Here is a 12,412-nt window from a genome sequence, read left to right on the forward strand (position 1 = left end):
CGGCCACTACGGCAGGGTGAGCCGATACACCAGCACCCGGTTGTCGTTGTCGTACGCACTGTCGCAGTGCTCGCCCTGCATGCGGCAGTTGCGGGCGGTGAAGTCGTTGTCGTTGCCGATCAGCAGCAGTACGTCGTTCGGGTGCTCTGGATCAAGCGCCGGCAACACGTCCATTGCTTCCCACTTCTCCGACAGCAATCCCGGGTGAGGGCCACGCCCTGTGTCCAGGTCCAGCCCGGCCCGGGCCAGCTGCGGCCGGTCGAGCAGGTTCAGCACCTCATTGACCTTGGCGGGCACGATGCCGGTCTTCAACATGGCGTCAGCGGGATCGGCCAGCACCGATGCCGTGCCGGTCTCATAGGCCGTATCCACCAGATTGAAGGCCTGCGCCACGTTCACCAGCAGCACCGACTTATAGACGATCGGGTCGTCGCCCTCCTTGCCCAGTCCATTGCCATCGCGCGCCAGCATCAGGAAACGCTCGTTGTCCAGCGCACGCAGCTCGCTCTGTGCAGCGGTGCGGTCGAGCTTGCCTTTGCCGTCATGGGCGTAGGCGGGCAGGATCATCACATGGTGGCCCACCGGTTGCGTCGGCGTCGGGTTGGCAGACACGTCGTAGACCAGCACGCGGGTGTTGATGCGGCCGGCGGCATTGCCCGCCGCGCTGTCCTGCATCAGCGCGCTCTGCAGGGCAACAAACAGCCGTGTGCCGTCGGGCGACAGGCCCATGCCTTCCACGCCCTGGTTGTTGCGGCGCCCGCTCTGCGGCGGGGCCAACGATCCAAAGGCAGGCTTGCCATCACGTTGTGGCTGGATCGCCTGCGGCGGCACGATCACGCCCTGCAGCTGGCCCTGTGCGTTGAAGTAATAGACGTTGGCGGTGTACTCGTCGCCGATGTAGAAGTGGCCGTCGGCAGTGAACTGCAGCGATTCGGCATCAAGCGCGACCTTGCCGGCCCCCGCGCCCACGGCGGGTGAGGGCAGCACAACGCCACGCTGGATGATGGTGTGATCACCGGGGTCGGCACCGGTGAATGGCTGGCCGTTGTAGTCCTTCAGCACCAGCCCCTTTTCCGGCTTCATCGTCAGCGTGCCGAAGCTCTCTGGCTTGCTCGCCGGCCAGTCGATGCGCAGCTGCATGCGCTCCAGGCGACCAGCGTAGTCATAGAACAGGCCGGCCTCCGGATCGTTGCGCCCGCGGTCGGGCAGGGTCCACAGCACCCCTTCATAGCCACGCGCGGTACGCCGCCACGTGCCCGGCTGCACCGCCAATGACGAGAACGAACCCAGCGTATCGCCGAGGAAGTCTACGGTGCCGGCCGGCAAACGACCGGCGGCGACCAATCCCTTGTCCACGTAGGTAAAGCCGGCCACCTGCACGATGCGGGGTGGTGCGCCGGTGGCTTCATGCGGTGCGTTGTAGCCGCTGACAGCAAGCGCAGCCAACAGCAGGGCAGTAACGGACATCAATGGACTCCTCGGCCGGCGATCAGAAGCGGACGTCGATGGTACCGAACACCTGGCGGGGTGCCGACGCATGGAACACATGCAGCTTTCCCGGTGGGTCGCTGGGTGCCAACACGCTCGAGTCCAGCTTGCTGGCGAAGCCAACCTGACCCAGATCGTAGCCACCGGCCAGGTCGAACACGGTGTAGCCCCAAAACCCCTGTGGTCGGTACAGGCCTGGAAGCGTTCGCCGGTGTACTTGCCGTGCAGGCTGGCCCAGCCGTTGTCGCGCCAGGTGATTTCGGTGGCCAGCAGCTGCTCGAGCAGATGAAAGGGCAGACATGCGATGCGGTCTCGGGCGCCTTGGGCGCCGCGCGATCAACGTGAATAGGGTGCACTGGACAGATGACTGTCTGGTGACATGGTCATCTGCGGACATCACGCGCGGGTAGTGCCGGCCGCTGGCCGGCAACTGCGGGATGCTGCGGAGGGTTCATGAGGCTGCCGGCCAGCGGCCGGCACTACCGGTATCGGTCAACCCGCGTTGCTGCGTGTGCACTTTAGCGTCGCATCCTGCAATGCCCGCAGCTTCATCTGCGGACATACGGGCGGGTAGTGCCGGCCGCTGGCCGGCAACTGCGGGATGCCGCGGAGGGCTCATGAGGCTGCCGGCCAGCGGCCGGCACTACCGTTATCCGTCAACCTGCGTTGCGCGGCTTGCGTGTGCGTTTGGGTTTGGCTGCATCACCGCTGCTGGCGGCACCATCCTGCAACGCCTGCAGCCACGACAGCGTATCGACATAGTCGATGAAGTGGCGCAGATATCCGGGGCTGGTTGCCTGCATCGTGTCCAGCATGCGCTGCACCAGCACCGCCGAGTTCAGCGGGCCGCCGTCGGCTGGGGCTTCGGTGCGCAGCGAGCGTCGCACCTGCAGTTCGCTGCGCAGCTCGGACCACTCGCGCCGCACATCCTCCAGCATCGGTATCTGCGGGTAGTGCGGCAGCGCGCGCGAGCCGGCATCCAGATCGCGCACCAGGGCGCGCAACCCGTCCAATGGCGAGGACTCAGCTGCCATTGCCGTTCTTCTCGCCCGGCGCAGCAACCTTCGGCTTGGGAATCGGCGCGATCTCAACGCGGCGGTTGCGCGCGCGGCCATCTTCGTTGGCATTGGAGCTGACCGGCTGCTCGCTGCCGAACGCCGCGGCGAACACCGCATCGGCCGGTACGCCGTCGGCGATCAGGGTACGGGTCACCGTCAGCGAGCGCTGCGCGGACAGCTCCCAGTTGTCGGCGAAGCGGCGGTTGCCTTCCCGCACCGGTGCGTCATCGGTGAAACCGCTGACCATCAGGATCTCTTCGCGCGTGCCGAGATAGGCCGCCAGCGGCGCGGCCAGGCTGCGCAGCAGTTCCTGGCCTTCCGGCTGCAGCTGGTCCGAGTTCAGCGCGAACAGCACGCTGCCGCTGATGCCGATGCGGCCATTCACCAGCGTCACCCGGCCGGCGGCGAGCGGGCCGGCCAGCGCCTGCTCCAGCGTCTGCAGTCGCTTGGCTTCGGCCTGGCGCTGCTTGACTTCCTGGTCCAGGCGCTGCGACAGCTCCAGCTGCACGGCGACCACGCCGACCAGGACCAGCACGAACGCGCCCAGCAGCACCGACATCAGATCGCCGAATGCCGCCCAGATCGGGGCGTGTGAGCCGCCGTCGACCTCCAGCTCGTCGCTCATGCGCTGCCGGCCTTGCCGCGGCGCGCGGCCAGCTGCTGCAGTTCTTCCATCACCTGCTTCTGTGACAGCAGGCTGAGGTCGACCACCTCGCGCGCCTGCGCCACGTAGTACGCCAACTGCTCATCGCTGCGCGCCAGCGAGGCATCCAGCGCACCGCCGATCTGCTCCAGGCGCCCGGAGAGCTCTGCCGAAGCGGTGCCGAACTGCTCGACGGCAGCCCCGAACGTGCCGGCCAGCTGGCCCACTTCACCGGCACTGCCATTGAGCAACGTGGCGATGCCATCGAGCTTGCCAGTCTCGGCCGCGATATGGTCGCTGAAACGGTTGCCGACGCGTTCCAGCAGTTCGGCTGAGCCTCCGACCAGTGCATCCACAGCGGTGCGCTGCTCGTGCGAGGCGTGGTTGATCGCCTCCAGCAGGGTCTGCACGGTCGCCAGCAGGTGGCCGCGTTCTTCCAGCATCCTGTTGTCGCGCACCAGGCTTTCGGACAGGGTGCTGCGCAGTTCGTTGATGACCTCGGCGGCGGCCTTCGGTGCCGCGGCCGCAGTCTGCAGCAGGGTGGACACTTCGGCCAGCGTGGCGCTGGCCTGGGCACGGCCGTTCTCGCCGATCTGCTGCGCGGTCTGAGCCAACGTGTCGCAGACCTGCTGCTGCTGTTCGGCAAGGCGCTGGCCATTGGCCTGCAGGCGCTCGGCCAGATCGGCCGAAACGCTCTGCAACGCATCGCTCCAGCACTGCAGGCGCTGTTCGTCGCTTGCCAGCAGCTGGGCCTGCAACGCTGCGTGTGCCTGCTGCAACTCGGTGCTTACCGCATCCCAACGCAGCTGGCGCTGCTGTTCGCGTGCATCCAGGCCGGCCTGCAGTTCGGCATGCGCCGTGGCGGTGGCGGCCTGTGCGGCCTGCCAATCCTGCAGTCGCTGCTGCTCGTGTTCCTGCAGCAGCGACTGGCCGGCGGCGTGGCGCTCATCCAGTGCCTGCAGCAGCGCCTGCGCACGGTCATCCAGGTGGCTGCTGGCATGCTGCAGCGCCTGCTGCTGGCGCTCGACCAGCTCACTGTTCAATGCGTGCTGCTGTTCGGCAGCAGCGCGCCAGGCCTCGGCGTTGCTGCTGGCATCGGCCTGCAGGCGCTCGCCGATGCGTGCCACCAGGGCTTCACCCTGCGTGCTCTGGGCTTCGCTGAAGGACTGCAGATGCTGGCGCAGTTCGGCAACCAGCGCCTGCTGCGCGCCGGTCTGTTCGGCCACTACCTTGGCCCAGCTCGCTTCGGTCGCCACGCGGCTGCGCTCGAAGCCCTCGGCCAGACCGTTCAACTGCTGCTGCACGGCCTGTTCGACACGCGAATGCAGCGCCTGGCCGTGGCTGGCCAGACCGGCCAGGGTGGTTTCGGCCATCGGTTGCAGCGCGCCGCCAATGGCCGCGGCACTGGCTTCGGCACCTTCGCGCAACGACTGCTGCAGCGAGGTGGCCAGGCGTTCCTGCAACGCCTGGCTCTGCGTCAGGAACTCGGCCTGACCGGCCAGCAGGCGCTCGTTGGCGGCCGCGCTGTGCTGTTCGAAGGTGCTGGTCATCGCCTGCAGGCGATCGATCAGCGTAGGCAGCGCCGCAGACTGCGACTGCAGCAGGCGCAGCGACTCGGCACGCTGCCAGGCTTGCGAATACGGATGCAGGTCAGTGGCGATGGCGCGGTCCAGCTGCTGCACCACCTGCAGGCGGTCGCGGCGCAGCAGTGCCGACAGCAGGCCCAGCATGGCCGAGCTGGCCACGCCGGCGATGGACGTGCCGAAGGCCACCGCCAGGCCCTGCACCGGCGAGGCCAGTGAGCCGCGGATGGCCGCCATGTCGGTGGCACTCTGCAGCGCCAGGCCGGTGCCGCGCAGGGTGTCCATCATGCCCAGCAGCGTGCCGAGCATGCCCAGCAGCACCAGCAGGCCTACCAGATAGGGCGTCAGCACCGGCGAGGGCAGGGCGGTGCGTTCGCCTTCCACGCGCAGGCGCACGGCATTGCGCAGGCCCAGCGGCACACGCTCCAGCCACGGTGCCAGGCTTCCCTTGGCCAGCGAAAGGTCAGCCAGTGCGGCGCGCAGGCCATTGCTGGCCTGCCGGTAGCGGTACAGCTCCACGCCACCGGCGATGTAGCAGGCTGCGATGATCGCTGCCACGGCTGCACCCAGCGGGTGCACCGAGACATAGCCGACGCCGATCCAGCACACGGCCAGCAGGCCAGCAAGGAAGACAAGGACGTGGAAAACAGTTCTGGACATGGTGTTCCGGTCAGTGTGAGCGCAGGGCGGCAAGCAGCCCCTGGATCGGGTGGAAGCGCAGTTGCAGCTCGGCGAGCAGCAGCGTGCGCATGTCGTGGCGGAAGGACGCGCGCCAGCCGGGCTGGCCGTGCACGCGTTCGAATCGGGCACCCAGCACCGCCGGGGCGGTGGCAAGCAGGCTGTGCTCGCGCGGGCTCAAGGTCTGCTCCATCACCGCATCGACCTCGGCCAGCCGCGCCAGCTCCGGTGACGCCTGCACCAGCTGGTCGCGCAGGCGGCCGCGCAGGCGGCCGGTAGCGGTCTGGACGGCCTGCTGCAGCACGCGGTAGCGCTGCCGCAACGAAGCGAAGTTCGGTGCGGCGGCGGCCTCGGCCAGGTCCAGCAGGCGCTCGGCCTCGGCATCCTCGCTCAGCGAGGCCAACAGGCTCGCTTCGGCCTGGGCGCAATCGGCCAGCAGGTCATCCAGCGCTTCGGCGGCCTCGGCAGGTTCAGCCAGGCGGCGATCCAGCGCCCCGGCAAGGGCCACGGCACGGCTCCAGTCCACCCACTGGCCGAGGCGATCGGTCAGGGCGGGACTGGAGGCCGGCATCGCGCCGTCGCTGAGACGGGCGAGCAGACGGAGGAAGTCCGGTCCATCCACGACCGGCTGCGCTGCGTTCGCCATCAAGGGGGTGGGGGCCAAAAACCGTTGATTTTACAACCAGATGAGGCCGGCCGTATGAAGGCGGGGGCGAGGGGCGGCACCGATCGGGCCACAAGGCTTAAAATGGTCGGCTGTACCACCGCACCCCGACTTCTGGAGCTTGAGATGACCGTTGCGCAGTTCTACCCGATCGGCACCCCCGGACAGCCCTGGGGCGACGCCGAACGCGCGCAGTGGCGGGCCCGCCAACAGCGGCAGCGCAGCTACCACGAAGATGTGGTGACCGCGCTGGAGCGGCTGGACGAGCGCTTCGACGTCGTGCAGTACGGCCAGCTGGACTACGCCCCGGACCACTACCCGCTGTTCGCGGCGGTGAACCACGACTGGAACCCGGCCCTGCCGACCGCGCTGGTCACTGGCGGCGTGCATGGCTACGAAACCAGCGGCGTGCATGGCGCCCTGCAGTTCCTGGAACAGCACGCCGAGCGCTACCTGGGCCGCTACAACCTGATCGTGGCCCCGTGCGTCAGCCCGTGGGGCTACGAGCGCATCCAGCGCTGGAACCCCAATGCCATCGATCCCAACCGCAGCTTCCGTGACGGCGGCCTGATCGAGGAAGCCGCCTCGCTGATGCGCTGGGTGGCCGAACGCAAGGCCAACATCCGGGTGCACCTGGACCTGCACGAGACCACCGACAGCGATCTGCACGAGTTCGACCCGGCCCGCTGCGCCCGGGACGGCAAGCCGTTCGAGCGCGACACCATTCCCGATGGCTTCTATGTGATCGGCAACAGCGAAGACCCGCAGCACGAATTCCAGAAGGCGCTGATCGCCGCCGTGGCGCCGATCACCCACATTGCCCCGGCCGACGCCGAAGGCAATCTGGTGGGCATGCCGCTGCAGTCGCTGGGCGTGGTATGGGGCGAGTCGCGCTCGATTGGTGCATGCGCCGGCTTCACCGATGCGTTGTATGCCACCACCACCGAGGTGTACCCGGACAGCCCACGCACCAACCCGCAGGAATGCAACGACGCCCAGGTGGCGGCGGTGTGCGCGGGGTTGGATTTCGCCCTGGCCAACTGATCGGGTGTCGCATTGCGGCGCCGGGGCCTCGCTCGGCCGCTGCGGTGCGCAGCCGGGCCAGTCAGTTCCTTCGGCCCGCTGACGACGATTGTTGGGCGCGTCGACCAAGCCGGGCGCTGACGGCAGCCGGCAACAATGCAGAGATGCGGTCTTCGCCCTCGCTTCACGGCCCGCGAGCGATGCAACCGCGATGATGTCCTCTCCAGCGAATCTGCGTGGGACACCATCGGGAATGCTCCAGAATCTGCTTCACCTTGCACCTCTGATCACCGCCGCCATGACCTGCGTAACGGCGCTGATCTGGGTGGTCTATCTGAGCGTGTTCCTGCGCAGCTACCGCCGCCAGCAACGGCCATCCATCCTGATCACCTCCGGTGCGGGCAAGCATCTGGATGCGCATTGTTTTGTGACCAATCTTGGGCTGGAGCCGGTGTATCTGCTGGATGTGGTCATCGATCTGATCGAGCCGGGCGGCAAGGTCGTCCGCGCAGTCATTCCCGAGCGCACCGAACATTGGAACAACGCTGTCCCCGGAGAGGAGGAGGACATCCGGCGCGCCACCAACGTGGGGCCCCTCAGCAGCGGCGGAGAACGCGACCTGGGCCGCTTCCGCACGCTCATCGACCGTGCCGGCACTGAGAACCCGGACATCAAGGCGGATATCGCCTTCACCAGCCTGGAGGTGACCGTGGTCATCGTGACCGCCAGCCAGGCCGAGCTCTGTGGCGCCTCGCGCTGCTACCACATCGACCACACCGTGGAAGGCGCGCCCTGTCTCATGGCCAAGACCATCAAGGCCAAGCAACTGCAGGGCTGGTTTGCACGCAGGACCCTGACGCGTTTGTTGAGTGCCCAGCTCAGGGCCAGCGGCGAAAGCTGAAGCGCCGCCCTCCGCCTGGAGGCCCGATCGCGGCAACTCTCCGCCCTTCAGTGCATCACGATCCCGTGAACATCCTCGCGACGTGGCACGCACCTTGTTGAACCGTTCACTGCCCCAGCGCCAGGCGATGCATCCGGCCATCGGCTTGCGGCGTATGCCCTCATGCACGCAACGCTTCTTCCCTGCTGCTACGGATGCCCTGCATTCCCGCATGGCTGCAAGGTGGTGCAGTGACGGCAGCGAACGCTGCGCATTCCCCAGCCCGGTTGGGCTATCAACGAGGACACGAACATGCGTACCCAGATCCAGCGCCTGACCCTTGCCGCCACCGTCGCAGTTGCCTGCGCAACTGCCCCGGCCGTCTTTGCCGCCGACAACCCGATGGTCGGTGGCGTGCCGATGTACGCGAACAAGACCATTGTCGAAAACGCCTCCACCGCCCAGAACCTGAGCACCCTGGTGACCGCTGTGAAGGCGGCCGGGCTCGTTGACACGCTCAGCGGCAAGGGTCCGTTCACCGTATTTGCTCCCGACAACCAGGCTTTCGCCAAGCTGCCTGCAGGCACCGTGGAAACGCTGCTGAAGCCTGAAAACAAGGCCAAGCTGACCCAGATCCTGACCTATCACGTGGTACCAGGCACCTACACCTCCACCCAGCTGACCGCAGCAGCGCGCAGCCACGGTGGCAGCAGCACGCTGAAAACGGTGCAGGGTGAAGCGCTGACGGTGAAGCTGCAGGATGGCAAGGTCTGGGTGGTCGACGCCAAGGGTGGCAAGTCTGCGGTGACCACCGCCGACGTGAGGCAGTCCAACGGCCTGGTGCATGTGGTCGATTCGGTGCTGATGCCGAAGTAAGCCCAGGGCCGCAGCCTCGATGGCGGTGCAGGAGCGGCTGGTTTCACAGGCCAGCCGCTCACCACGCCGGCGCGGCATCAGTGTTGTGCCCGCCAGAATCGACCCGCGCCGGGGCTGCGCGGCAATTCGGCCGCGATACGTATCAGCAGCGGTTCGAGGGATGCGCTGACACGGTCGCTGCGCAACGGCTGCTTGAATGAACCTGCTTGGTGGATGTTTCGTGGCACAGAAACGCGCATTCGTTGCACTTCTGCACGCTTGGATACCGGTGATGGCGGACTACCATTTCAGATAGTGCATCAGCGACGGCGATGGCGAAATGTCCTTCGGCGCAGCCGGCCTCGATGCAGGTGGCACGGCGGGTTGGGTCAGGTTGCAGGTCTTCTTGTGCCGATACATCGCCAGGATCGGCCGTATCGCAGCGATGCGATAGAACGGCAGGCATTCCTGTGGGTAAGCCGGTCCCATGTCATCGAACCAGACCGCAATGCGGCCGTCGCGGGTGCGTGCATTGGGCACATAGGTGTGGCCAGCCACGGTGTCTATCGTGACCTCCAGCCTGGCGACCTTCATGGTGGATGTCAGCATTCCCATCTCCGAACCGGCGCGCACTTCGGAGGTCGCCTGCACGCTAAAGGTATGCTGCCCCGGTGGGAGGTGGTAGCTGGGCGTGCGCAATCCGTTCACCGACGTACCATCGATGGTGAAGACATTCAGTGCCAACTCGCGTTCGGGGTAGATTCCCTGCCCGGAGATGACCACCTGTTGTTCGGCCGGAAGCCGCGCGCTCCCCAACATTGCCGGATTCTTCAACGTGCAGCCGGTCGCGCCGAAGACCATGATGGCTGCGGCCAGGCACAGAAGAACGGTACGGCCTTGCTTGGCGTACATCATTCATGTGATCCCTGGTTGTGCCCAGCGCTCCCCGCCAGGTCCGCGCCACTCTACCGCAGGCAATGGAAATGCGGCAGTGTTCTATGGCGCGACCCGCGTGGTCGATACCGGGGCGGTACCAGGTCCCGCCCAGCCCCCACCCAGCGCCAGGAACAGATCCACCTGACGGTCCCCCAGCTGCGCGCGCGATGCTGCCAGGGCAGACTCTGCATCGGCCAGCGCGGCCTCGGCAGACAGCACGTCGATGAAGTCGATCCTGCCGAACCGGTACAACTGCCCGGCCTGATCGCTGGCACGTGCCGCGTCGTCGCGGGCGAGGGCAAGGCTGTGCTCGCGATCGATCTCCTGCGCGTAGGCCGACAGCGCGGTTTCGGTCTGCCGCAGCGCGTCCAGCACCACGCCATCGAACGATGCCAGCGTGGCATCGGCGTTGGCGCCGGCCGCATCGATCCGCGCCCGGGTTGCGCGGCGGTTCGGCCAGCGCCACGACAGCAGCGGTCCGAAGGACGCGCCGAGGCTGTCGCTGCTCAGCAGCTGCTTGAATGACCCTGCCGTGCCGGTGGACGCGCCGATGCTCACCTGTGGGTACAGGGCTGCCGTTTCCACGCCGATCATCGCGGTGGCGGCCGCCAGGCTGCGCTCGGCCGCGCGGACATCCGGGCGGCGCTGGATCAGCTGGCCACCATCGCCGACCGGGACCGGTTGCTGCAGGCGCGGCGGCTGTTGGCAGTTGGCGACGTCCTGCGGATAGTCGGCCGGTACGCGTCCCATCAGCGCCGCCAGCTCGAACAGAGCCGCCTGCCGTTCGGCAACCAGATGCGGCACCGCCGCCGCACTGCGGTTGGCCGCCGCGCGTGCCCGGCTGACGTCGAACTCGGTTCCGCGTCCGCCGGCCGCCAAGCGGGTGGTGGCGTCCAACGTAGCGCGCTGCGTAGCGAGCACCCGCTGCGTCGCCGCCAGGGTGAGGTTGGTCGAACAGATGCCGACATAAGCGCGGGTGACAGCGGCGGCGACCACCACCCGCACCTGGTCACGTGCTGCAGCGACAGCCTCTGCATCGGCGCTGGCTGCTTCGATACCGCGGCGGATGCCACCTGCCAGATCCAGTGGGTAGGCCAGGTGGATGCCGAGCGCATACACCTGCGGTGGTGAGGTGGGTGAGGTATATCCCCCGGCATGGGCCAGCGTGGCCGATGCATCTGCGTCGGTGCTTGCCGAGCCCTCGGCCCGGTACTGCAGCACCATCGCCGTGGCGCGGCGCAGGTTGGCATCGGCCGCGCGCAGATCGGTATTGGCCCGCAGCGCTTCGCTGACGTAGGCATCGAGCCGTGGATCGTCATACAGCTGCCACCAGTGGTCCGGCAGCTCGGTCTGTGCGTAGGCCGCCTGGTGTCTCGATACGAATGCGCGGCGGGCTGCCGGCGCGGCGGCAACCGCGTTGGCCGGCAGCGTGTAGTCCGGGCCGGACACGCAGCCGGCCAGCGACAGCGCACAGGCGAGTACACCCACGCGTGATACGGTGCCGATCACTTGCAGGCTCCCTGCGTGCGCGGAGTGATGGTCACGCTGGCGGTTCTGCCGACGATCAGGCGTGTATCCGGTGCCACGTCGTCCAAGTGGATGCGCACCGGGATCCGCTGCGCCAGCCGCACCCAGGTATACGTTGACGCAACCGATGGCAGCAGGTTGTGGGTGCTCGCGCGTTGGTCGTCGGCAATGCCGGCGGCGATGCTCTCCACATGCCCATGCACGTCGCGGCCATCGCCCATCAGGCGGGCGACAGCGGCGTCGCCTTCATTGATGCAGTTGAGCTTGGTTTCTTCGAAATAGCCTTCGACCCTGAGGCTGGCGCTGTCGATCAGTGCCAGCGCCTGGGCACCCGGTTGCAGGAAGTCGCCCGGGTGCAGGTCCAGGTTGGTGACGATGCCATCGGCGCTGGCGCGCACTTCGGTGCGCTGCACGTTCAGCAGCGCCACCCGCCGCTCCGCTCGGGCCTGTGCAAGGCCGGCCACTTCGGTATCGACCTTGGCGGCATTGCGTTCCCGCGTTTCCGAAGCCACCAGGTTGCCCAGCGCGATGTCCCGCTTCGATTCACGGCGGGCAAGGGCAAGCGTTGCCTGCGCGCTGTTCACCGCGGCATCGGCCTTGTCCAGCGCGGCGGCGTAGCGCGGCTGGTCCAGCACCAGCAGCAGCTGCCCGGCTTTCACCCGCTGGTTATCCTGCACCAGCACTTGTGTGACCAGCCCGCCCATGTCCGACGCCACGCGGATCACATCGGCGCGCACGCGGCCGTCGCGCGTCCACGGCTGCGCTTCGTAGCGGTTCCACAGGGACAGCGCCGCGATGACGGCAACGGCGGACAGGCAGAGCGTTGCGCTCCAGCGGCCAATGACACTCAACAGGTGCTTCATTTCAGTTTCTCAAGCTGGGGCGCGAGCTGGATCAGCAGCTCCGCCAGGATCACGAACAGCGAAAGGCCCACCAGCGGGCGATAGGCGAACAGCCGGTACAGGCCGAGGCTTGCCAGCAGCCGCGAGGCCATCATCGACAGCGCCAGCGCGATGAGTGCCACCGCCAGCAGGCCGGGAACGAAGACGCCGTCAATGGAGATATCGGAGAACATCG

General features: G+C 67.3%; 13 protein-coding genes. 3 read left to right on the top strand and 10 right to left on the bottom strand.

What is annotated here, in order from left to right; genetic code table 11:
* Nucleotides 1–6 precede the first annotated feature (6 nt).
* From TEP_RS08340 to TEP_RS08365, 6 genes are all read right to left on the bottom strand, one after another.
* Nucleotides 7–1,467: an esterase-like activity of phytase family protein gene (locus TEP_RS08340; protein ID WP_132824931.1), complete on the bottom strand. Its 1,461-nt coding sequence runs from the start codon at nucleotides 1,465–1,467 to the stop codon at nucleotides 7–9.
* Between the two features lie 22 nt (nucleotides 1,468–1,489).
* A complete protein-coding gene (locus TEP_RS19895) occupies nucleotides 1,490–1,648 on the bottom strand; it encodes a hypothetical protein (protein WP_229289859.1) in 159 nt (52 codons plus the stop codon).
* Between the two features lie 496 nt (nucleotides 1,649–2,144).
* Nucleotides 2,145–2,522, bottom strand: coding sequence for a DUF2894 domain-containing protein (locus TEP_RS08350; protein WP_132824932.1), 378 nt, complete (start codon nucleotides 2,520–2,522; stop codon nucleotides 2,145–2,147).
* Nucleotides 2,512–3,171 (bottom strand): OmpA family protein, encoded by a 660-nt coding sequence (locus TEP_RS08355; RefSeq protein ID WP_132824933.1) that lies wholly within the window; start codon nucleotides 3,169–3,171, stop codon nucleotides 2,512–2,514. The genes TEP_RS08350 and TEP_RS08355 overlap by 11 nt, the downstream gene beginning before the upstream one ends.
* Entirely contained in the window at nucleotides 3,168–5,432 is a 2,265-nt protein-coding gene (locus TEP_RS08360) for a DUF802 domain-containing protein (RefSeq protein ID WP_132824934.1), read from the bottom strand. The genes TEP_RS08355 and TEP_RS08360 overlap by 4 nt, the downstream gene beginning before the upstream one ends.
* Before the next feature lie 10 nt (nucleotides 5,433–5,442).
* Complete coding sequence (locus TEP_RS08365) at nucleotides 5,443–6,096, bottom strand: DUF3348 family protein (protein ID WP_132824935.1); 654 nt, start codon at nucleotides 6,094–6,096, stop codon at nucleotides 5,443–5,445.
* A 144-nt stretch (nucleotides 6,097–6,240) separates the two neighbouring features.
* Between TEP_RS08365 and TEP_RS08370 the strand changes: the two genes are divergently transcribed.
* The 3 genes from TEP_RS08370 (at nucleotide 6,241) to TEP_RS08380 (ending at nucleotide 8,893) form a co-directional block, all read left to right on the top strand.
* Complete coding sequence (locus TEP_RS08370; protein WP_132824936.1) at nucleotides 6,241–7,158, top strand: M14 family metallocarboxypeptidase; 918 nt, start codon at nucleotides 6,241–6,243, stop codon at nucleotides 7,156–7,158.
* A 232-nt stretch (nucleotides 7,159–7,390) separates the two neighbouring features.
* On the top strand, nucleotides 7,391–8,038 hold the full coding sequence (locus TEP_RS08375) for a hypothetical protein (RefSeq protein ID WP_132824937.1): 648 nt from the start codon (nucleotides 7,391–7,393) through the stop codon (nucleotides 8,036–8,038).
* A 291-nt stretch (nucleotides 8,039–8,329) separates the two neighbouring features.
* Nucleotides 8,330–8,893: a fasciclin domain-containing protein gene (locus TEP_RS08380; protein ID WP_132824938.1), complete on the top strand. Its 564-nt coding sequence runs from the start codon at nucleotides 8,330–8,332 to the stop codon at nucleotides 8,891–8,893.
* Between the two features lie 279 nt (nucleotides 8,894–9,172).
* Here TEP_RS08380 and TEP_RS08385 read toward each other — a convergent pair whose 3' ends face one another.
* The 4 genes from TEP_RS08385 to TEP_RS08400 all read right to left on the bottom strand — a co-directional run bounded on the left by TEP_RS08385 (nucleotide 9,173) and on the right by TEP_RS08400 (nucleotide 12,410).
* On the bottom strand, nucleotides 9,173–9,787 hold the full coding sequence (locus tag TEP_RS08385; RefSeq protein WP_132824939.1) for a hypothetical protein: 615 nt from the start codon (nucleotides 9,785–9,787) through the stop codon (nucleotides 9,173–9,175).
* Nucleotides 9,788–9,868: 81 nt separating this feature from the next.
* Nucleotides 9,869–11,317: an efflux transporter outer membrane subunit gene (locus TEP_RS08390; protein ID WP_240790659.1), complete on the bottom strand. Its 1,449-nt coding sequence runs from the start codon at nucleotides 11,315–11,317 to the stop codon at nucleotides 9,869–9,871.
* On the bottom strand, nucleotides 11,314–12,198 hold the full coding sequence (locus TEP_RS08395) for a biotin/lipoyl-binding protein (RefSeq protein ID WP_132824940.1): 885 nt from the start codon (nucleotides 12,196–12,198) through the stop codon (nucleotides 11,314–11,316). The genes TEP_RS08390 and TEP_RS08395 overlap by 4 nt, the downstream gene beginning before the upstream one ends.
* Nucleotides 12,195–12,410: a DUF1656 domain-containing protein gene (locus tag TEP_RS08400; RefSeq protein WP_132824941.1), complete on the bottom strand. Its 216-nt coding sequence runs from the start codon at nucleotides 12,408–12,410 to the stop codon at nucleotides 12,195–12,197. The genes TEP_RS08395 and TEP_RS08400 overlap by 4 nt, the downstream gene beginning before the upstream one ends.
* Between the last annotated feature and the right edge of the window lie 2 nt (nucleotides 12,411–12,412).

The organism is Stenotrophomonas sp. TEPEL, from assembly GCF_004348785.1.
GTDB classification, from domain to species: Bacteria; Pseudomonadota; Gammaproteobacteria; order Xanthomonadales; family Xanthomonadaceae; genus Stenotrophomonas; species Stenotrophomonas indicatrix.